At 68.9% G+C, this 18,429-nt stretch carries 23 protein-coding genes and 1 tRNA gene; 12 read left to right on the forward strand and 12 right to left on the reverse strand.

Annotation, left to right across the window (positions count from 1 at the left end; all coding sequences use genetic code 11):
- Positions 1 to 140: 140 nt before the first annotated feature.
- The 11 genes from VEC04_RS00875 (at position 141) to VEC04_RS00925 (ending at position 7,698) form a co-directional block, all read left to right on the forward strand.
- On the forward strand, positions 141 to 422 hold the full coding sequence (locus tag VEC04_RS00875) for an STAS domain-containing protein (protein WP_324772886.1): 282 nt from the start codon (positions 141 to 143) through the stop codon (positions 420 to 422).
- The gene (locus VEC04_RS00880) at positions 419 to 784 is read left to right on the forward strand and encodes a response regulator (RefSeq protein ID WP_324772888.1); all 366 of its coding nucleotides are present in this window, start codon (positions 419 to 421) and stop codon (positions 782 to 784) included. Before VEC04_RS00875 ends, VEC04_RS00880 begins: the two co-directional genes overlap by 4 nt.
- Before the next feature lie 2 nt (positions 785 to 786).
- A complete protein-coding gene (locus VEC04_RS00885; protein WP_324772890.1) occupies positions 787 to 2,976 on the forward strand; it encodes a chemotaxis protein CheA in 2,190 nt (729 codons plus the stop codon).
- A gap of 2 nt (positions 2,977 to 2,978) precedes the next feature.
- The gene (locus VEC04_RS00890) at positions 2,979 to 3,443 is read left to right on the forward strand and encodes a chemotaxis protein CheW (RefSeq protein ID WP_324772893.1); all 465 of its coding nucleotides are present in this window, start codon (positions 2,979 to 2,981) and stop codon (positions 3,441 to 3,443) included.
- On the forward strand, positions 3,440 to 4,306 hold the full coding sequence (locus tag VEC04_RS00895) for a protein-glutamate O-methyltransferase (RefSeq protein ID WP_324772895.1): 867 nt from the start codon (positions 3,440 to 3,442) through the stop codon (positions 4,304 to 4,306). Before VEC04_RS00890 ends, VEC04_RS00895 begins: the two co-directional genes overlap by 4 nt.
- Complete coding sequence (locus tag VEC04_RS00900) at positions 4,303 to 5,343, forward strand: chemotaxis response regulator protein-glutamate methylesterase (RefSeq protein ID WP_324772897.1); 1,041 nt, start codon at positions 4,303 to 4,305, stop codon at positions 5,341 to 5,343. The genes VEC04_RS00895 and VEC04_RS00900 overlap by 4 nt, the downstream gene beginning before the upstream one ends.
- Before the next feature lie 9 nt (positions 5,344 to 5,352).
- Positions 5,353 to 5,742 (forward strand): response regulator, encoded by a 390-nt coding sequence (locus VEC04_RS00905; RefSeq protein ID WP_324772899.1) that lies wholly within the window; start codon positions 5,353 to 5,355, stop codon positions 5,740 to 5,742.
- A complete protein-coding gene (locus VEC04_RS00910; protein WP_324772901.1) occupies positions 5,739 to 6,284 on the forward strand; it encodes a chemotaxis protein CheD in 546 nt (181 codons plus the stop codon). Before VEC04_RS00905 ends, VEC04_RS00910 begins: the two co-directional genes overlap by 4 nt.
- Positions 6,284 to 6,634, forward strand: a complete 351-nt coding sequence (locus VEC04_RS00915) for a hypothetical protein (RefSeq protein ID WP_324772903.1) — start codon at positions 6,284 to 6,286, stop codon at positions 6,632 to 6,634. The genes VEC04_RS00910 and VEC04_RS00915 overlap by 1 nt, the downstream gene beginning before the upstream one ends.
- A 3-nt stretch (positions 6,635 to 6,637) precedes the next feature.
- Positions 6,638 to 7,240, forward strand: a complete 603-nt coding sequence (locus VEC04_RS00920; protein WP_324772906.1) for a response regulator — start codon at positions 6,638 to 6,640, stop codon at positions 7,238 to 7,240.
- Positions 7,241 to 7,365: 125 nt separating this feature from the next.
- Positions 7,366 to 7,698, forward strand: coding sequence for a hypothetical protein (locus VEC04_RS00925; protein ID WP_324772908.1), 333 nt, complete (start codon positions 7,366 to 7,368; stop codon positions 7,696 to 7,698).
- A gap of 159 nt (positions 7,699 to 7,857) precedes the next feature.
- Here VEC04_RS00925 and VEC04_RS00930 read toward each other — a convergent pair whose 3' ends face one another.
- From VEC04_RS00930 to VEC04_RS00970, 9 genes are all read right to left on the reverse strand, one after another.
- The gene (locus VEC04_RS00930; protein ID WP_324772910.1) at positions 7,858 to 9,558 is read right to left on the reverse strand and encodes a serine hydrolase domain-containing protein; all 1,701 of its coding nucleotides are present in this window, start codon (positions 9,556 to 9,558) and stop codon (positions 7,858 to 7,860) included.
- 65 nt (positions 9,559 to 9,623) lie between these two features.
- Positions 9,624 to 11,105, reverse strand: coding sequence for a M56 family metallopeptidase (locus tag VEC04_RS00935; protein WP_324772911.1), 1,482 nt, complete (start codon positions 11,103 to 11,105; stop codon positions 9,624 to 9,626).
- Positions 11,105 to 11,497, reverse strand: a complete 393-nt coding sequence (locus VEC04_RS00940; RefSeq protein ID WP_324772913.1) for a BlaI/MecI/CopY family transcriptional regulator — start codon at positions 11,495 to 11,497, stop codon at positions 11,105 to 11,107. Before VEC04_RS00940 ends, VEC04_RS00935 begins: the two co-directional genes overlap by 1 nt.
- Positions 11,498 to 11,533: 36 nt before the next feature.
- On the reverse strand, positions 11,534 to 11,674 hold the full coding sequence (locus tag VEC04_RS00945) for a hypothetical protein (protein ID WP_324772915.1): 141 nt from the start codon (positions 11,672 to 11,674) through the stop codon (positions 11,534 to 11,536).
- 80 nt (positions 11,675 to 11,754) lie between these two features.
- Positions 11,755 to 11,844: transfer RNA gene (locus tag VEC04_RS00950), tRNA-Ser, on the reverse strand.
- A gap of 108 nt (positions 11,845 to 11,952) precedes the next feature.
- Positions 11,953 to 12,894, reverse strand: a complete 942-nt coding sequence (locus VEC04_RS00955; RefSeq protein ID WP_324772917.1) for an NUDIX hydrolase — start codon at positions 12,892 to 12,894, stop codon at positions 11,953 to 11,955.
- 2 nt (positions 12,895 to 12,896) lie between these two features.
- A complete protein-coding gene (locus VEC04_RS00960) occupies positions 12,897 to 13,490 on the reverse strand; it encodes an HD family hydrolase (protein WP_324772956.1) in 594 nt (197 codons plus the stop codon).
- 124 nt (positions 13,491 to 13,614) lie between these two features.
- Positions 13,615 to 14,448: a methyltransferase type 11 gene (locus VEC04_RS00965; protein WP_324772919.1), complete on the reverse strand. Its 834-nt coding sequence runs from the start codon at positions 14,446 to 14,448 to the stop codon at positions 13,615 to 13,617.
- A 96-nt stretch (positions 14,449 to 14,544) separates the two neighbouring features.
- Positions 14,545 to 15,417 carry a MoxR family ATPase gene (locus tag VEC04_RS00970; protein WP_324772921.1) on the reverse strand — a complete coding sequence of 291 codons (873 nt, stop codon included), beginning with the start codon at positions 15,415 to 15,417 and terminating at the stop codon, positions 14,545 to 14,547.
- Positions 15,418 to 15,712: 295 nt separating this feature from the next.
- Here VEC04_RS00970 and VEC04_RS00975 point away from each other — a divergent pair, with 295 nt between their 5' ends.
- Positions 15,713 to 16,543, forward strand: coding sequence for a flagellin (locus VEC04_RS00975; RefSeq protein ID WP_324772923.1), 831 nt, complete (start codon positions 15,713 to 15,715; stop codon positions 16,541 to 16,543).
- A 129-nt stretch (positions 16,544 to 16,672) separates the two neighbouring features.
- Here the strand turns inward: VEC04_RS00975 and VEC04_RS00980 are convergent, their stop codons facing one another.
- The 3 genes from VEC04_RS00980 to VEC04_RS00990 are packed head-to-tail and all read right to left on the reverse strand — an operon-like array spanning position 16,673 to position 18,407.
- Positions 16,673 to 16,972 (reverse strand): hypothetical protein, encoded by a 300-nt coding sequence (locus tag VEC04_RS00980; protein ID WP_324772925.1) that lies wholly within the window; start codon positions 16,970 to 16,972, stop codon positions 16,673 to 16,675.
- Entirely contained in the window at positions 16,918 to 17,529 is a 612-nt protein-coding gene (locus tag VEC04_RS00985) for a hypothetical protein (RefSeq protein WP_324772927.1), read from the reverse strand. Before VEC04_RS00985 ends, VEC04_RS00980 begins: the two co-directional genes overlap by 55 nt.
- On the reverse strand, positions 17,526 to 18,407 hold the full coding sequence (locus VEC04_RS00990; protein WP_324772929.1) for a hypothetical protein: 882 nt from the start codon (positions 18,405 to 18,407) through the stop codon (positions 17,526 to 17,528). Before VEC04_RS00990 ends, VEC04_RS00985 begins: the two co-directional genes overlap by 4 nt.
- Positions 18,408 to 18,429 lie beyond the last annotated feature (22 nt).

Genomic DNA, 18,429 nt, shown 5'->3' on the forward strand with positions numbered 1-18,429 from the left:
GGCGCCGTCGCCGCTCCGGCCCGCGTCGCCGCCCCGCGCCCGACCCACCGCACCGTCACCACCATGAAGACCGTCGGACGCGGCGGCGCCGCCCGCAAGCTCCAGCCCGTCGCCTCCGAAGACGGATGGGAGGAGTTCTGATGTCGGACGTGATCGCCTTGCCGGCCGTGCTGGACATCCAGGCGGTCGATGCGCTCCGGACCCGGCTGCTCGGCGCCCGGGGTGGTCCCCTGACGCTTGACGGTTCGTCGGTCGAGCGTCTGGGGGGGCTGTGCCTCCAGGTCCTGCTGTCGGCGCAGCGGACTTGGGCAGCCGATGGCCATCCGCTGGTCGTCAGCCCGGCGTCGGATGCCTTCATCGATCAATGGGACGCGTTCGGCGCGCCCGACATGGCCGCCGGACAGAGGGGAGATCCCGCGTGACCAAGACCGTACTGACCATCGATGACTCGCGGACCATGCGGGACATGCTCATGCTGGCCCTCGTCGAGGCCGGTTACCGGGTGATCCAGGCTGTCGACGGCATCGACGGACTGGAGACCCTCTCCGCCGAGGGCGCCGATATCGTCATCACCGATATCAACATGCCCCGTCTCGATGGCTTCGGCGTGATCGAAGGCATGCGGGCCGATCCCGCACACCGGGCCACGCCCGTGCTGGTGCTGACCACGGAGAGCGACGCAGCCAAGAAGCAGCGGGCCCGCGATGCGGGAGCGACCGGCTGGATCGTCAAGCCATTCGATCCGGCCAAGCTGATCGACGCCGTGCGGCGGGTGGCGGCCTGACCATGAGCGACGACCCGTTCGAGGCGATCAAGGTCACCTTTTTCCAGGAATGTGACGAACTGCTGGCCGACCTCGAAGCGGGCCTGCTGGCCATCGAGGCGGGCGACGCCGACGACGAGACCGTCAACGCCGTGTTCCGCGCGGTTCACTCGGTCAAGGGCGGCGCCGGGGCGTTCGGCCTCGACGATCTGGTGCGCTTCGCCCACGTTTTCGAGACGCTCCTCGACGAAATCCGTTCGGGTCGCAAGCCGTGCGACGATCCTACGGTAAAGACGCTGCTGCGCGCCGCGGACCTGCTGGCCGACCACATCGCCGCGGCTCGCGGCCAGGGCGCGCCCGTCGACGAAGCGCGTTCCGCCGGCCTCGTGATAGAACTGGAAATGCTCACCCACGGCGAAACCGGCGCCGGCCCGGCGCAGCCGGCCGACCCGGATCCGGAAGTCGTGTTGCCGGAAGCCGACGAGTTCGACTTCCGGCCCGTCGTTTTCGATCTGTCGACGTTTGAGGCGCCGGCTGCGCCCGCCTCGGCCGGAGCGCGCTGGCGGGTGACCTTCCGCCCGCACGCGCGGATGTACGCCAACGCCAACGAAACCGGCCTGCTGCTGCGTGAACTGGCCCGGCTGGGTCCCGTCGCGGTCTCGCTGGACAGTTCGGCCTTGCCGGACCTGGCGGATCTGGCGCCGGAAGAGAGCTATCTGAGCTGGACCGTCGATGTCGATACCGCGGCCGGCGAAGCCGCCGTCCGCGAGGTATTCGATTTCGTCGAGACGGACTGCGACTTGACCATCGCGCCCGCCTCGGGGGCCGGGGGCGCGGTCGCGTCCGCCGACGATCTGGACATCGCGGCGCTGCTGGCGCGCGCGAAGGCAGACGCCCCCGCGCCGGAGCCGGCGCCGGTTGCGCTGACGGTCGCGCCGACGCCGGTCGTCGCCGCCCCCCCGGTTTCGGCCCCGACCGCATCAGCGGTGGCGTCTGCCGCGCCGGCCGCTGCGGCTGTCACCATCCGTGTCGACCTCGACCGCGTCGACCGGCTGATCAACGTCGTGGGCGAACTGGTCATCCAGCAGGCCATGCTCGCCCAGCGCGTGGTCGAAAGCGGTCTCGCGCGCTCCTCAGGTATCTCCGTCGGCCTGGAGGACCTCGAGCTCCTGACACGGGAAATCCAGGACAGCGTCATGGCGATCCGCGCCCAGCCCGTGAAGTCGGTCTTCCAACGGATGCCGCGCCTTGTGCGCGAGGTCGCCGAAATGACCGGGAAGCGGGTCCGCTTGGTCAGTGAGGGTGAGGCCACCGAGGTCGACAAGACCGTCGTGGAAAGGCTGGCCGAACCTATCACCCATATGCTGCGCAACGCCATCGATCACGGCCTGGAAGGCGCGGAAGATCGCCTCGCCGCCGGCAAGCCGGCCGAGGGTACAGTGCGACTGGTCGCCTTGCACCGGTCCGGGCGTATCGTCATCGAGATCAGCGACGACGGCAGGGGCATCAACCGCGAGCGGGTGCGAGGCATCGCCGTTTCGCGCGGCCTGATCGCGGAAGACGCCGTTCTGACGGACGACGAGGTCGACAATCTGATCTTCCTGCCGGGCTTCTCGACAGCCGACACGGTGTCCGATATCTCGGGCCGTGGCGTGGGCATGGACGTCGTGCGCCGCTCGATCCAGGCGCTGGGCGGCCGCATCTCCATCGCGTCGACGCCCGGCAAGGGTTCCACCTTCACCCTGAGCCTGCCGCTGACCTTGGCCGTGCTCGACGGCATGGTGGTCACCGCCGCCGACCAGACGCTGGTGGCGCCGCTGACCGCTATCGTCGAAAGCCTGACGCCTCGGGCCGAGGACGTCCACTACGTCGGCGGCCACGACGCGGTCATCCGTTTCCGCGACCAGTTCGTGCCACTGATCGACGTGGGACTGGTGATGGGTTTCCGGTCCGCGCCGGCGGTGCCTGTCTCGGGCGTGGCAGTGGTCATCGAGACCGAGGCCGGCAACCGTTCGGCCCTGCTCGTCGACGCCATCCAGGGGCAGCGACAGGTCGTCATCAAGAGCCTGGAGACCAACTACCAGCAGGTCGAAGGGGTGGCCGCGGCCACCATCCTCGGCGACGGCAGGGTCGCCCTGATCCTCGACGTCGACGCCATCGTGGCCAACGCCCGCCGCCGGTCGGCGCGTCCCGATCTCAAACTCGCGAGTTGAGCATGTCCGAAGCCTTTTCCGCCGCCACCACCTCCCGCGAACTGATCGCCTTCCGCATCGGGGAGCAGGAGTTCTGCGTCGATATCATGTCGGTACGCGAGATCCGTGGCTGGACCCCGGCGACGCCGTTGCCGCGGGCGCCGGGTTTCATGAAGGGCGTCATCAACCTGCGTGGCGCGGTTCTGCCGATCATCGACCTCGGCGCCCGCTTCGGCCTGCGCACCTCCGAGCCCACGGCCCGCCATGTCATCATGGTGGCGCGGATCGGCAGCCGCACCATCGGTCTGCTGGTCGACGCGGTGTCGGACATCATTCAGCTGACCGACGAACAGGTGCAGCCGACGCCGGATGTCGCCAGCGATCACGTGAAGACCTTTGTGAAGGGCATCTTCGCCATCGACGGCCGCATGATCAGCCTGATCGAACTGGACCGTATCGTTCCCGAGAGCGAAGCCGAGGCCGCATGACAACCGTCGCCGGTCGAACCGCGCTGGTTGAAGGCGAATTCGTCTTCACCGCCGAGGACTTCCGCCACATCGCCCAGATTCTGCACAGCCACGCGGGCATCGCCCTGAACGAGGGTAAGGCCGCGCTGGTCTATTCCCGTCTGGCCAAACGACTCCGCACCCTGGGCCTTCGCAGCTTCCGCGAATACTGCGCCCTAATCCAGGGCGTCGAGGGCGTCGACGAGCGTCAGGCGATGACGGCCGCCCTGACCACCAACGTCACCCGCTTCTATCGCGAGCCGCACCATTTCGATCACCTGCGCGATCACGTCATGCCGGTTCTCGCCGAGCGCGCTCGCGCCGGAGGCCGGGTTCGGCTCTGGTCCGCCGCCTGTTCGAACGGGCAGGAGCCCTATTCGATGGCCATGACCGTCCTGTCGGTGCTGCCCGAGGCCGCGGATCTGGATCTGCGCATCCTGGCCACGGACATCGATCCGAACATGATCGCCGAAGGAACGGCGGGCATCTATTCCGAGGATGCGCTGGAGGCCGCGCCGGCCCTGCTGCGGCATCGCTATTTCGACAAAGCCCCGGGGCAGGGGCGCGACCAGCTCAGCGCCAACGCCACGCTGCGCCGCCTGGTGTCGTTTCGCGAGTTGAACCTGATCGGCGACTGGCCGATGCGCGGCAAGTTCGACGTCATCTTCTGCCGCAACGTCGTCATCTACTTCGACGACGCCACGCAGGAGCGGGTGTGGAGCCGCTTCACGCCTCTGATGAACCCGTGCGCCATGCTCTACATCGGCCACTCGGAACGGGTCAGCGGTCCGGCCACCGCCCGCCTGCAGACGAACGGCCTGACTTCCTACAGGCTGGTGTCATGAGCATCCGGGTCCTCGTGGTCGATGACTCGCCGACCATGCGCGGGCTGATCACCGCCGCGCTGCGCCGCGATCCGGAGATCGAGGTCATCGGCTCGGCCGCCGACCCGCTGGAGGCGCGCGAGGCCATCAAGCGGCTGAACCCCGACGTCATCACGCTGGACGTCGAGATGCCCAATATGAATGGGCTCGAGTTCCTCGAGAAGATCATGCGCCTGCGGCCGATGCCGGTGGTGATGGTCTCGACCCTGACCCAAGCGGGCGCCGAGGTCACCCTCGCGGCGCTTGAGCTCGGCGCGGTGGACGCCATCGGCAAGCCCTCGTCCGGAGTGACCGCGGTCGAGGCCTTCGCGGACCTGGCGACCAAGGTGAAGGTCGCCGCCCGCTCGCGGGTCCGGAGCGAACGCCCTGTTCCGGCAAGCCTCCCCGGTGCGGACTATCGCGTGAACCGGGATATGGTACTGGCCATCGGCGCCTCCACCGGCGGCGTTGAGGCCCTGCTGACCATCCTCACCTCCTTCCCCGTCGATTGCCCGGCGACGGTGGTGACCCAGCACATGCCGGCCACCTTCACCCGCAGCTTCGCGGCGCGGCTCGACAAGGTGTCTGCTGCGACGGTCGCGGAGGCCTCGGACGGCGCGCCACTGGAACCGGGTCGCATTTACATCGCCCCGGGCGGTGACGCCCACCTTGAGGTCGCGGGCGCTACGCCGCGGTGCCGGCTGGTAAGATCCGACACCGTGAGCGGTCATCGTCCCTCCGTTGACGTGCTCTTCCGGTCGGTGGCTCGCCTGCGTCGGCCCATCGCCGGCGTTATTCTGACCGGCATGGGACGCGACGGCGCCCAGGGTCTGCTGGAGATGCGTGAGGCCGGCGCCCGCACCCTTGGTCAGGATGAAGCCAGCAGCGTCGTTTACGGCATGCCCAAGGCGGCTTTCGAAGCCGGGGCCGTCGAACGCCAGCTGTCCCTGAGCCGCCTGCCCGGCGCCATTCTCGAAGTCTGCGCCGCCGCTTCGCGCGACGCCATCACTGTTGCTTGAGGAAATCGTATGTCCGCCGCCGCCGCCATCCACACCCTCATCTTTGACGTTCAGGCTTCGATGCGCGCCCTTATCCGCACCAGCATGCAGCAGCTCGGCTTCCGGGAATTCCGCGAGGCCGGGGACGGCGAAGCCGGGCTGCGCCACATGATCGCCCAGCCGGCGCACCTGATCATCTCGGACTTCAACATGCCGAACCTGGACGGGCTCGGCCTCCTCCGGGCGGTTCGCGCCCATCCGCCGACGTCGAAGGCGGCCTTCATCATGCTGACGGGGCGCGCTGATCGGGATCTGGTCGCGCGCGCGGTCCAGTTCGGCGTCAACAACTATCTCGTCAAGCCGTTCACCGTTGCCCAGCTGAAGGAGAAGGTCGAGACGGTCTTCGGTCCCCTGACATGACGGCCGCCCAGCGAGATCCACACCCCGCCTGCCGGGTCCACGTCGGGCAGGGCGAGCACTACGTGACGACCGACCCCGGCGTCATGCTGACCACTGTTCTCGGCAGTTGCGTCGCCATGTGCTTGCGCGATCCAGTCGCCGGCGTCGGCGGCATGAACCATTTCCTGTTGCCGGAAGGGTCCGGTTCGGGTCCGGACGCCGGCCGGCGCTACGGCGCCTACGCCATGGAAGTGCTGATCAACGACTGCCTCAAGAGAGGCGCGCGTCGGGACCGGCTCGAGGCCAAGCTTTTTGGGGGCGGGCGCATGTTCGATTCGCTGCAGGACGTGGGTCGGGCCAATGCCGACTTCGCCGAGCGCTTCCTGCGCGACGAAGGGATCCCGCTGGCCGGCGGCAGCCTGCGAGGCGCTGGCGGTCGACGTGTTCAGTATTGGCCCGTCAGCGGCCGGGCGCTCCAGCGCCCTGTCACCGATCATACTCCGCCCGTCCCGACGGCTCGCCCGGTCGTCGTGGCGGACGCCGGCGCCGTGGAGCTGTTCTGATGACTCCCCAGCAGACCCGTGCCCTGTTCTCCGGCCTGTCAGCCGAACTCGGGAGCATGATGGAGACGGTCGAGGGCCTGTCCTCTCTCGTTTCAGAACATGCACGACAGGCCCCGGCCGACCGTCGCTCAGGCGTGCTGGTCAAGGCGCAGGCCATCGACGACCTGCACCAGACGCTGGACTCCATCCGGCGGATGGCCGGGGCGCTCTCGGGCGGCGTCACGATCGAGACCGCTCTGGCCGATATTCCACTGTCCGCACTGGCGGCTCGCCTTCAGAGCGCTGCGCTATCGGTCGCGCCCGGTCGCGAAGGGGCGATCCCTTCCGGCGACCTCGTGCTGTTCGAGTAACCCATGGCGCGCCTTCCTCGCCAATCCGACCGCGTCAACCTCGAGCACATCACCGTGCTTCTGATCGACGACAACCTTCAGGCCCTCGACATCCTGAGTTCGGTCATCCAGGGCTTCGGCGTGAGGGAGCAAATCCGGTGCAACTCAGCCGTCGAGGCCACTGAGGTGATCAGACGGCGTCCCGTGGACCTGGTCCTCGTCGATTGCGCCATGCCCGAGATGGACGGCTATGATTTCACTCGTTGGCTGCGCGGGGAGGCTCCCGCCCCGACGCGGCAGACTCCGGTGATCATGATTACCGGCCACGCCGCGGCGTCCCGTGTACACAAGAGCCGCGACTGCGGCGCCAGTTTCGTCGTGACCAAGCCGCTCACGCCCCAGGTCTTGCTCCAGCGAATTATCTGGCTGTCGACGGACGAGCGCGAGTTCATCCAGTCCGAAACCTATGTCGGTCCCGATCGCCGGGTGCGCAACGTCGGACCGCCGCTTGACACGGCCGGCCGCCGCAAGGGCGATCTCTCCGCCCATGTCGGCGCCGCCGTCGGGGCCAATATGGATCAATCGGACATCGACAGTCTGTTCAAACCGCGTCGGGTGGCCCTGTGACGACAGCTCGGAAAATCAGCGCCAGAAGCAGCCTGGCCGACAAGATGGCGCGGCCAGGCGGGCGCACCATGGCAGACGCCGTGCGGGCAGCGGAAGCTGGTCTGGACACGCACCGTGAGGGAGGCATGCGGTCGCTGGACGTGACTCTCTCCCGGCTCGAAGCGATCTGCGCGGCCGGCGATGACGGGGCTGCGGCCCAGGTCTATGAGCTGGCCTCCGCCTTTGCGGACATGGCCGGTCTTTTCGACACTGGTCCCCTCTATACCGCCGCTTTCAGCTTGTGCGAGACCACCGACCGGATGATTGCTGCCCGATGTTGGCAATGGCCTTCCGTGGATGTCCATCTCCGCGCGATCCGACTGATCATCTCCGCAGGCTGCGAACACGACGAGAGGTCCCGCGCGCTCCTGGGAGGTCTTGCTTCGGTCGTTGCGCGGCTTCCAAAGCAGGCCGGTTGACGGGACGATCTCCGGGCGCCCGATGAGTCGATCCCAGCCATCATCCTCCTTGCGGCCGCAGCCGACGTCGGCAATGGTTCGAAAGCGACTTTCAGCCGTCGAGATCCGAAGGTCGGCTTGCCGGCGGCGCGTGAATGTCCGCTTCTGGCGCGGAGCAGATTACGGGACCTCCTTTGGCTGAACCTCGGACACCCTACGGAAGACCAGTGAGCGACCGCCCTGGCGGGTGACCACCTGCGCCGCCGGCGTGTCGCCGCCTGAGAACTCCAGCGACGCATCGGCTTCCTCGACGTCGAACGCTGTGGGCGAAGAGGCGCTCAGGCCCACGGGCTCCTGATCGCCCATCCGCGCCTTCAGCGCCTCTCCCTCGATGAAGACGATCATCCTCCGGCCGCCGCTGGCGTAATCGCCGGCGAGGCGTTCCAGCGCCGCCCGCGGCAGGGATATCGCGACATCCGACCCGGGCTCTATACGCCGCCCGACCAGGCCGTCGCCGTCGCCCCGGGGGAGGAAGCGGATGGCGTTCACCGCGCCGTCGGCGTCGCGCTCCAGCGTCAGGCGACTGAAGCCGTCCGCATAGAGGAAGTCGTCGGCGGCGATGGGCGTCAGGGCCACGGCGGGCGAGGCGCCGCGCTTCACGGTCAGGGCGCCGTCGACCACGCGAAGGGTCCGCACGCCGTCGTCGAAGCGGTAGACTCCTTCGGCGGCCTGCAGCGCCGCCGGCTCGACCGGAACGGCCACGGCGGCGGGATAGGGCTCGCCCAGCGCCATGGCGGTCAGCCGCCGCATCACGGTGTTCGAATTGTCCTCGTCGAGCGTGGCGTCGTCGTTCTCGAGCACCACGACGGTGATGTCCGGTCCCGGGGCGTAGGCCAGCGACGAGGAATAGCCGAAAATGGCCCCGCCGTGACGCAGCACCGGGGCATGGCGCACCGTCTCGTTGTAGAGGCCGAAACCGTAGCCGGTCCCGACTTCCAGCGACCGGGCGGCCGGAGTGATCATCTGGGCCCAGGTTTCGCTCTTCAGCACCCGCCCCTCGTGCAGGGCGCGGTTCCAGCGGAACAGGTCATCGACGGTCGAGACCAGCGCGCCCGCCGCGTGCGGCTGGGTCATGCTCATCGGATGCATCGGCACGACCGTCCGCCCGTCGTGGGAATAGCCGGTCACCGTCCGCGCCGAGAGTTTCGGGTCAAGGGCGTAGCCCGTGTCGGTCATGCCCAGCGGCTCGAACAGCGCCTGATCGAGATATTCGTGCCAGGGCAGGCCGGTCACCGCCTCGATCACCGCCCCGATCAGCACATAGTTCGAGTTGCTGTAGGCCCAGCTGGCCCCCGGCTCGAAATCCGGCGGCGCGGTCTCGAACAGGTCGATCAGCTGCGCGGTGGTCAGGTCCTGCTGCAACAGCTCGCCGTAGCCGGGCGTGCCCGTGTAGTCCCTGACCCCGGCGGTGTGGTTGAGCAGCTGGCGGATGGTGACGCCGCCGCCGCCCGGGAAGTCCGGCAGGATGTCCGAAAGCGGCGCGTCGAGATCGACCTTGCCGGCTTCCACGAGGGTCAGCAGGCCGGCGGCGGCGAACTGTTTGGTCACCGAGGCGATGCGGAACACCGAGTCCGGCCGCAGCGGCTCGTCGGCGTCGATGTCGGCCTCGCCCCGCGCCCCGCGGAACAGGACCGTGTCGCCCCGCGCCACGAGGATTGCCGCCCCCGGCCCGTCGGCGGGATAGTTACGGGCCAGCAGCTCCCCGGCGTAGCGCGCGACCTCATCCGGAGTCCGGGCGACGGCGGTCTGCGCCGGGACCAGCACGGCGGCGGCGGGGGTCAGGCACAGGGCCAGGATCAGGCTGAAGGGGGTTCGTGTCACGCGATAGCTCCTCGAGAATTTAAGTACTAAACAGTTAGTAGTTCGGGACGAAAAGACGGGCGGGCTCACCGGACGTCGAGCCTCCTCAGGACCCAGCCGCCGCGGACCAGCTCCGCCTCGACTTGGATGGTCGCCGCGCCCTTCGGCCCGGCCATCGGGATGCGCAGGTCGGCCTCGCCCCCGCCGTCGCCAAGACGCAGGTTCCCGCCCTCAGGCCGGGCCGTGGCGACCGCCGGCGAGCCGAGGCGCGCGACCACCGCCGGGTGCGCCGCCATCATCGCCAACAGGGCGTCGTATGCGGCCGGTTCAACCGGCTGGACGGGGTGCGGGGCTGGCGGCGTCAGACTCAGACGCGAGACCTCCGCGATCCAGTTGCGGACGTCGGCGTCGATCGGACGGGCCTGGCCGTTCTCCCAATAGGCTTCGGTGCGGCGGCCCTCGAGGTCGAGGCTCTCGCGGTAGAAGCGCTGCTTGTCGACGCCGCCGGCCGAAATTTCGCGGAAGTCGCCAGGGCCGAGCGGCCCTTGGGTCGAGGCGCGGACATGCAGGTCCGGCAGGCCGCCGCCGGCCATGCCTGCCTGGGTGAGGATCAGCGCGCCCGAGACGGCGAAGGCCCCGAGAGCGGCCCAGGCGCCCCAGCGTCCCCGCGACGGCGGCCCCGACAGCAGCCGGCTGACGCGTTGCAGCAGCGAGTCTCGGCCGGCCGCCAGCACCAGGCCGGGCGAGGCCGACCGGCCGCATTCAAGCCCCATCAGCGCCTCGGCGAGGGCGACGGCGTCGCCGCCCGCCGCCACCGCCAGATCGTCGCAGGCGTGCTCGCGTTCCTGCCGGATGCGCCGCCCCAGCCACCACACGGCGGGATGGTAGAACAGCAGGGCCTCGACGACGCACTGCAGCCCGTTCCACAGCCAGTCCCGGCGCGCGATATGGGCCAGTTCGTGCGCCAGCAGGGCCTCGATCTGGTCCGTGGGCGTCCGCGTCAGCATCGACAGCGGCAGCCAGATCACCGGCTTCAGCAGACGTGCCGTGCACGGACCGGGAACGGCATCCGTCAGCCGCACAGCCACGTCGCGCCCGATGCTCAAAGCCCGGCGCAGACGCTCTACCCGCGCCGGCCACGGCGTCGGCAGCGGGGCCCAAGGCGCCCGCTCCATCCGCGTCAGGGCCCGGATCGCCACGAGATGACGCATCAGCATCAGGGCTACGCCCGCCAGCCAGATCAGCACCACCAGCGCCGCCACGGGCGACGACTCCTGCACGAAGACGCCGCCCGCCAGCCGGGGCTGGGTCATCGCCGGCATCAGGCTGTCGTACAGCTCGGCGGTCGGCCGCATCCAGAAGCCGACGAACTGCAGCGCCGGCGCCAGCAGCATCGCCACCAGGAAGACCATCGCCGCCGCATGCCGCCACGCCGCGCTGGTGCGCCGCATGGTCCGCAGCGTCAGGCCGGCGGCCACGGCCAGCACGGCGCCCTGCCACAGCGAATGCAGGAGGGCCGAGGCCAGCGCCGGCGCCAGTCCGTACTGGGCTGCGGCCAAGGTCTCCATCAGGGCTTGTCTCGCTTCGCCTTCGCCTCGGCGATCAGTCGGGAGATGGCGTCGAGGTCCTCGGCGCTCGCCATCTCGTCGTCGAGCGCGCGCTGCATCAGCGTCAGCGCCGACCCTGAAAACGCGCGCAGCACAAGATTCTTGAGCAGCGACGCCTGCACCACCGGCTCGGAATACCGCGCGCAATAGGTATGGCTGCGCTCGGTCTCGTCGCGGCGCACCAGTTCCTTGCCCGCCATAATGGTGAGCATCTTCAGCACGGTCGTGTAAGCTGTGTCTTTGGTCCGCGACAGCACCTCATGCACCTCGCGCACCGTCATCGGCTCCCCGCGCGCCCAGAGCACGCGCAGGATGGCCAGTTCGCCTTCGGTCGGGGCAGGAGAAGGGGTCATGGGAGAGACCCTAACCCACCTGACGTACCCTTAGTACTAAACGATTAGTAATGACGGGTGGTGCGCGAGGGCCACGTTCCGCAGGGACAGCGGGTACTTCACGTACATCATCACCGCGAGGCGGATCACCTCGGGCGAGCTGTCGAAGTAGCGGAAGGGGTTGGCGGAGCGGGCCATGTGCGTGGCGCTAGCCGGTCCGGCTTACCGTGGTGCTAAGTTTGGGCTGACAGAGCCCAGAGAACTGTTCCGGGGGTGCGTGGCGGAGAGGGTGGGATTCGAACCCACGGTACCCGTAAAGGCACGCCGCATTTCGAGTGCGGTACATTCGACCACTCTGCCACCTCTCCGCGGGGCCGAACGCTTTGGTCGAGCGAGCGGCTTCTCTAATGGCGCGGACGCCTCGCCGCAACCCCTTCCGGGCCGTTCGCGCCGCTTCATTTCGCCGTCGCGTTTTCTCAGCGCTGGGCGGGCAGGGGCAGGCCGAGCGCATCCGCGGCCGAGAGGTCGCCGTCGATGGTGCGGAACAGTTCGGCGGGACGCCCTCCGGTAGCCGCGGACAGGCGGCCGGTCGGCTCCACCAGGCCCGTCCGCTCGACGCCGCGGCGGAAATTCTGCTTGTGCAGCGACAGTCCGGCGACCGCCTCCGCGGCCGACTGCAGCTCCGACAGGGTGAAAGTCGACGGCATAAGGTCGAACAGCACCGGCCGGTATTTCAGCTTGCTGCGCAGCCGGCCGAGGCCGGTGGCGAGGATGCGGCGATGGTCCGAGGCCATGGCCCGGCCGGGCGTTCCCGGCGGGATCGGCATCTCGCGATCACGGGCCGCCTCGGCGACGAGGCCGGCCTCGTAGAGCAGTTCGTAGCGCTCCAGCACCCGGCCTTCGTTCCAGCGGTGGGAGGGCGCGGGGGCGAACAGCGCATCGACCCGGGCCTGCCGCTTGGCATCGCCCCCGGCCCAGGCGGCCAGTCCGTCGAGCAGGGGCTTCAGGCAGGCGGCGGCGCCATCCCGGCGGTCCTCCCACGGAAAGATGTCCAGCACCGGCGTCCAGCGGGCCTCGGCGAGCGGCGCGTCCGCGGCGTCGGCGGTCAGGGCCAGATAGCCGACCGAGACCTCGCGCCGTCGTTCCGGCCCGGGCGTGGCGCGCGGGCTGGCCCGGCCCAGGTCGCCGAAGGTGTAGAGCTGTTCGACGAAGCCGAGGCGGAAGCCGGTCTGCGCCGTCACGAAGGCGCGCAGGGCCAGCTCGAAGGTCCGGTCGCGGGCCGGATCGAACGGGCCGAACGGCAGCGCCAGGGCACCGTCGTCGCCGGGGGTGGTCAGGACGCAGGCCTTGCGGTCGCGGAGCGCGATGACCACGGCCGAGAGGCCGATGCGCACGCCTTGTTCCGCCGGAAAGCCCATGCCTACTCCGTATGCCAGGCGTCGGGCGCGGGGACGAGCCCGACCGCTTCGGCCAGCACCCGGTAGCGCTCCAGATAGCGCTGCTGGGCGACCGGGGCGGGCAGGGGGTCGATGATCAGGTCGTAGCCCGCCGGCGGCTTGCCGAAGAAGCCGAGGGCCTCCTGCCGGGTGAAGCCGGCCAGCTGGGTCGCCTCGAAGAAGGCGCACGCCTTGTCGGCCTCCTTGATCAGCTTCTTGATCTCAAGCGGCGTCTTGGCTGGCAGGCCGAAGCGGATGTGGATGGCGTGCTCCAGCCGGGCCTCGAAATCCTTGTAGCTGACCCCCAGCGCCGCCTTGAACGGCGAGATCATGTCGCCGATGACGTATTCCGAGGCGTCGTGCAGCAGGGCGGCGAGGCGCCATTTCGGCTCCAGGCCGGGCCGGATGTGGGCCGCGATCTCCTCGACGACACAGCTGTGCTGGGCCACCGAGAAGGCGTGCTCGCCGACGGTCTGACCGTTCCAGCGCGCGACGCGGGCGAGGCCGTGGGCGATGTCCTCGACCTCGATGTCGAACGGCGACGGGTCGAGCAGGTCGAGCCGCCGGCCCGACAGCATCCGCTGCCAGGCGCGGGGGGCCTTCTTCGTCGAGGGAGTTCGGGGCGTGACGGCCAAACGACGATCCTGCTTGCTGGGCAGGTCAGGTGACGCATCCCGGCGCCGCGATCAAGCCTGAGAGGCGTTATTCGCCGACGTTGAGGGTCACGAGGTCCTTGGCGTCCTCGAACACCCGGCCGCGCTCGCGGTCGCGGGCGCGTACGGTGGCCACCACGATCGGCCCGCCCGCGGGGCCCCGCGCCTCGTAGCCGACCAGCCTCCAGCCCGCCTCGGACGGCCGGTTGTCGGTCAGGATCCAGCTGGCGCGGGTCGCGCCGCCGCCAGCGCTGGTGCGGATCTCGGCGGCGTCCTGATTGGCCTGGACGCTGACGTTGTCGCCGCCCTCGGAGCCCCGGATGTCGACCGACCCCTCGCCTTCGGAGGCGTCGATATGGAAACCGCCGATACGGACGCTGGCCTCCTCGCCCTTGGACTCGATATGCAGGCCGGGCAGGCGGACGGTGGCGTCGTCGCCCTCGGCCCGGATGTCGACCCCGGGGGCGCTCACCGAGGCCCGGTCGCCCGCCGCCGCGGCATCCGCCTCGGCCGACGCGGCCTCGCCTTCGGCGGAGGCGGCCCTGAGCTGGGCCACCGCCTGCGGCATGACCGCCGACAGGCGGTCCTCGAAAGCCTTCAGGACGTCGGTCGCCGGCGCGCCGTCGAGCATGACGAGATGCAGGCTGACCTCGGCCCCGCGGGGTCCGACGTAGGTGCAGACGGCGCCGCCCTCGCTGGCCGAGCCCTTGCGGGTCAGCGAACCCATGGTCTGCGGACATTGCAGCGTCTGGACGACCTTCAGCGCGCCCTTTGAATCAGTATCCTCCGTGTGCGTCGACGAGATCCGCACGGAATCGCCGTCGCAGGCCGCGGTCAGGGCCGCGGCGCAGAGAACGGGGATCAGCAGGGGACGCGTGGTCATTGTGTCGGTCCTTGTCGCCTTCATCCTGCGCGCCGCGCCTCGGGAATCCAGTGAAATCGCGGTAATCGGAGTGACGAAACCTGTCCGCCGATGTGTTCAGGCGCCGGGGCGGGCGCCTTCGCGTCGGTTCAGGAAGGCGAGCCGTTCGAACAGATGGACGTCCTGTTCATTCTTCAGCAGGGCGCCGTGCAGCGGGGGGATCAGCCTGTTCGGCGAGGTCTCGCGCAGGGTCGCCGGATCCACGTCGTCGACCAGCAACAGCTTCAGCCAGTCGAGAAGTTCCGACGTCGACGGCTTCTTCTTCAGTCCCGGCGTGTCGCGGATTTCGTAGAACGTCTTGAGCGCTTCGGAGACCAGCCGCGGCTTGATGCCCGGGAAGTGGACCCCGACGATGGCCTTCATCGTCTCGTCGTCCGGGAAGCGGATGTAGTGGAAGAAACAGCGGCGCAGGAAGGCGTCGGGCAGTTCCTTCTCGTTGTTCGAGGTGATGACCACGATCGGCCGCACCGCGGCGCGGATCGTTTCGCCGGTCTCCTGGACGAAGAACTCCATCCGGTCGAGTTCCTGCAGCAGGTCGTTGGGGAACTCGATGTCGGCCTTGTCGATCTCGTCGATCAGCAGCACCGGCCGGGCGGGTGAGGTGAAGGCCTCCCACAGCTTGCCGGGCTTCAGATAGTTGCGGACGTCGTGGACCCGTTCCTCGCCCAGCTGGCTGTCACGCAGGCGCGAGACCGCGTCGTACTCATAGAGACCGTTGTGCGCCTTGGTCGTCGACTTGACGTGCCAGGTGATCAGCGGCGCGTCGAGGGCGCGCGCGATCTCGTAGGCCAGCACGGTCTTGCCGGTGCCCGGCTCGCCCTTGATCAGCAGCGGCCGTTCCAGCGCCACGGCCGCGTTGACGGCGATCTTCAGGTCGTCGGTGGCGATGTAGTTCGAGGTGCCCTCGAACCTTTCGCTCTGGCGGGTCATGGACGGCTCCGGTGCTGACGGGACAGGGGTAGCGAAGCCGCCCCGGGTTAACAACGATCATGTTGGACCGACGGGACGCCGCGGGCCCGGAAACGAACGCCCGGCGGTCGGTCAGGCGATCGCAGCGCCGGACAAATCTGCCGGGTTCGCGGTCTCGCGCCGGATTAGCCATGTAAGAAAATCAATGACTTGGACGAGGTTCTCGTCGGCCCGATCCTTGCGTGGGCGTGCGCGAACCAGAACCGGTTCCGCGGCCAGAAGGCCGTTCCCACCGACCAGAATGGAAGGACTGCCGATGGTTATGTCGGTCAACACCAACGTGGGCGCGATGATCGCGCTCCAGAACCTGAACGCGACCAACGCCCAGCTGGCGACGACGCAGAACCGGATCAACACCGGGAAAACGGTCTCCAGCGCCAAGGACAACGGGGCCATCTGGGCTATCGCCCAGGGCCAACGTGCCGAAATCGGGGCGCTGAACGCGGTGAAACAGTCTCTCGATCGTGGCGTCGCCGCGGTCGATGTGGCGCTTGCGGCGGGCGAGACGGTCTCCGACCTCTTGCTGCAGATGAAGGAGAAGGCACTGGCGGCGACCGACGCGTCGCTCACGACCTCGGCCCGCACGGCCCTCAATGAGGACTTCAAGGCTCTGCGCGACCAGATCGCCTCGGTCACCGGCAACGCTGAATTCAACGGGATCAACCTGCTGAAGACCGCCGCCACCGGTTTCCAGGCCCTGGCCAATGCGCAGGGTACGTCCACGCTGACGGTCGGCGCGGAAGTCATGGCCCTGGGCAGCACGACGGTATCCGTCGCCACCACCCAGTCGATCGAGACCCTGACCAAGGCGACGGCCTCGCTTACGGCCGTCAGCAACTCCATCGACGCCGTTTCAGGCGCGCTCGCGCGTCTGGGCACGAAGTCGAAGGCGCTCTCGACCCACATCACGTTCGTCGGCAAGCTGTCGGACGCGCTGGAGTCGGGGGTGGGCAACCTGGTCGACGCCGATCTGGCGAAGGAAAGCGCCAAGCTCCAGGCCCTGCAGACGAAGCAGCAGCTCGGGGTTCAGGCGCTGGGCATCGCCAACCAGACTCCGCAGCTGGTCATGTCGCTGTTCCGCAACTGATTGTTTCCGGTTCTCGCAGGCGTCGGAGGGTTCGCCCTCCGGCGCCTCGCGGAACCCCGCTCGTGCGAACCGCCTAGAAGGTGAGCCGCAGACCCACCCGGAAATTGTACACCGTGGCGTCGGTAGTGGTCAGTCCGGTCGACAGGCCGTCGACGAAGACTGGTCTCCTGAGCTGGGATTGAACACGGCCCCCACCTCGTCGAAATGGGCGGCGTCGACGCCGACTCCGACCGCGACATTCTCCGACAGCGGTATCGCCGCGAACAGCCCCGCGGCGGCGATCCAGGTCACGCCGTCGTCGCTGTCGTCGAAATTCAGCGTGAAGTCCGCGTCCTGCGGCCCGCACAGGGCGCAGACGTTGCGCTCCCATGCCGTCAGCTCGGAAGAGCGGTGGAACAGGCCCGCCGACGTCCAGCCTCCGAGGAACACCGGACCGGCGCGCTGCTCGAGCTGCAGGCCGACCCGCCGCCGACGAAGTCATCGACCAATTTCTGGCTCCGCTCCTGGGTCAGGGTCTCGCCGAACACCTCGGCCATCGCGGCGCTGTCGTAGCGCCGCCGGTTGTTCAGATAGTCGGCGAACAGGAACCAGGTCACCGGTCCCGAAGCCTGCCAAACCGCCTTGAGTTTGAGGTTCAGCGCGACCGCGTCGGTTTCGGCGATCCAGTCCAGACCGCGATCGGCGATGTTCAGCCCGGTCGAGCCGCCCGGCGAGAAGTCGCCGTAGACGAAGCCGGTGTCGATCCCCGTTCCGTCCGGCACCCGCCCCTGCGACCGCTCGTCGCCTTCGCCGTAGAGCACGCTGCCGGAGATCAGCCACTCGCGCCACGCCAGCGGAAACAGCACCAGGCCGAGGGTGTGCATGCGGATGGCGTCGGCGTTGCGGCCGGCGAACGACTCGGGTTCTCCGTTGGGGCGCTGGAAGCCGGCCCCGGCCCAGGTCTGCGCATCGAGATCGCCGAAGCCGACATGCGCGACGGCCGTCATCCCGTCGCCGGCGCCGCCGAACCCCGGGGCCATGGACACGGGCGTGACGCCGCGCCCGCCGCGCCGCAGTTCTTCCTGGCGGCGGGCGTCCTCGGCTGGGTCCGACAGGCGAACGCCCCGACCCGATCCGCGGTCGGATTCGCGCTGCAGAGCCGCGTCGCCGGCGGCGTCCGTATCGCGCCGCAGCACCGCGCGGCGGGTCGCCGGCGTGCCCAGCAGATCGAGCCGGGCGCGTTCCTCGGCGATTGTTCGAACAGGGCCCTCTGTTGCGGCTGAAGCTCGCGAAGCCGCCGCTGGGCGCGGATTTCAGCGACGAGTTCGGCGTTCATCACCGAATACATGTCGTACATGTCGCGGAGCTGGAGGCGGCCCTGCGCGACCAGGTCCTCCATGTCGTTGACATTCAGCTCCTTGATGATCTTGCGGCCGCCGTAGGTGATGACGTCGCCGACAAGGGTCGCCACTCCCAGCACGCGCCGGAACACCACCGAGAAACCCTGGGTGACGGCGTGCGTCGCGGCCTCCTCGGTGATCTCCTCGCCGGCCTCGCGCAGCCCGAAGACGGATTCGTTCTCGAAGCGCTGACGCGCCGCGTTCAGCTCCTCGATCGTGCCGCCCTGCCGCCGGATCGCTTCCTCGAGGCGCTCGAGATCGACCCGCAGCTGGCCCTGCCGGTTGGTCGAGAAGCGGATGGACTCGTCGATGGTGCGCCCGCTGCCCAGCTGGTTCGCCTCGTTCATCACATCCGAATACTGGCTCTCCAGCTCGTTCAGCCGTGTGGCGTCGGGGGTCTGCGCCGGAACGGGCGGGTCCTGCGCGAGGGCGGACGTTGCGCCGATCAACGGCAGCACGGCGGCGAACATCAGGGCGCGGTTCATCACGGGGTCTCCTCGGTTCAGC

The sequence above is a fragment of the Brevundimonas sp. genome (assembly GCF_035626535.1).
In the GTDB taxonomy this organism is placed as follows: domain Bacteria; phylum Pseudomonadota; class Alphaproteobacteria; order Caulobacterales; family Caulobacteraceae; genus Brevundimonas.

Coding starts and splice junctions, on each gene's coding strand:
- VEC04_RS00875 (WP_324772886.1), top strand. CDS start 141: ATGTCGGACGTGATCGCCTTGCCGGCCGTGCTGGACATCCAGGCGGTC.
- VEC04_RS00885 (WP_324772890.1), top strand. CDS start 787: ATGAGCGACGACCCGTTCGAGGCGATCAAGGTCACCTTTTTCCAGGAA.
- VEC04_RS00890 (WP_324772893.1), top strand. CDS start 2,979: ATGTCCGAAGCCTTTTCCGCCGCCACCACCTCCCGCGAACTGATCGCC.
- VEC04_RS00895 (WP_324772895.1), top strand. CDS start 3,440: ATGACAACCGTCGCCGGTCGAACCGCGCTGGTTGAAGGCGAATTCGTC.
- VEC04_RS00900 (WP_324772897.1), top strand. CDS start 4,303: ATGAGCATCCGGGTCCTCGTGGTCGATGACTCGCCGACCATGCGCGGG.
- VEC04_RS00905 (WP_324772899.1), top strand. CDS start 5,353: ATGTCCGCCGCCGCCGCCATCCACACCCTCATCTTTGACGTTCAGGCT.
- VEC04_RS00910 (WP_324772901.1), top strand. CDS start 5,739: ATGACGGCCGCCCAGCGAGATCCACACCCCGCCTGCCGGGTCCACGTC.
- VEC04_RS00915 (WP_324772903.1), top strand. CDS start 6,284: ATGACTCCCCAGCAGACCCGTGCCCTGTTCTCCGGCCTGTCAGCCGAA.
- VEC04_RS00920 (WP_324772906.1), top strand. CDS start 6,638: ATGGCGCGCCTTCCTCGCCAATCCGACCGCGTCAACCTCGAGCACATC.
- VEC04_RS00925 (WP_324772908.1), top strand. CDS start 7,366: ATGCGGTCGCTGGACGTGACTCTCTCCCGGCTCGAAGCGATCTGCGCG.
- VEC04_RS00935 (WP_324772911.1), bottom strand. CDS start 11,105: ATGGAGACCTTGGCCGCAGCCCAGTACGGACTGGCGCCGGCGCTGGCC.
- VEC04_RS00940 (WP_324772913.1), bottom strand. CDS start 11,497: ATGACCCCTTCTCCTGCCCCGACCGAAGGCGAACTGGCCATCCTGCGC.
- VEC04_RS00945 (WP_324772915.1), bottom strand. CDS start 11,674: ATGGCCCGCTCCGCCAACCCCTTCCGCTACTTCGACAGCTCGCCCGAG.
- VEC04_RS00955 (WP_324772917.1), bottom strand. CDS start 12,894: ATGGGCTTTCCGGCGGAACAAGGCGTGCGCATCGGCCTCTCGGCCGTG.
- VEC04_RS00960 (WP_324772956.1), bottom strand. CDS start 13,490: ATGCTGTCGGGCCGGCGGCTCGACCTGCTCGACCCGTCGCCGTTCGAC.
- VEC04_RS00965 (WP_324772919.1), bottom strand. CDS start 14,448: ATGACCACGCGTCCCCTGCTGATCCCCGTTCTCTGCGCCGCGGCCCTG.
- VEC04_RS00970 (WP_324772921.1), bottom strand. CDS start 15,417: ATGACCCGCCAGAGCGAAAGGTTCGAGGGCACCTCGAACTACATCGCC.
- VEC04_RS00975 (WP_324772923.1), top strand. CDS start 15,713: ATGGTTATGTCGGTCAACACCAACGTGGGCGCGATGATCGCGCTCCAG.
- VEC04_RS00985 (WP_324772927.1), bottom strand. CDS start 17,529: ATGACGGCCGTCGCGCATGTCGGCTTCGGCGATCTCGATGCGCAGACC.
- VEC04_RS00990 (WP_324772929.1), bottom strand. CDS start 18,407: ATGAACCGCGCCCTGATGTTCGCCGCCGTGCTGCCGTTGATCGGCGCA.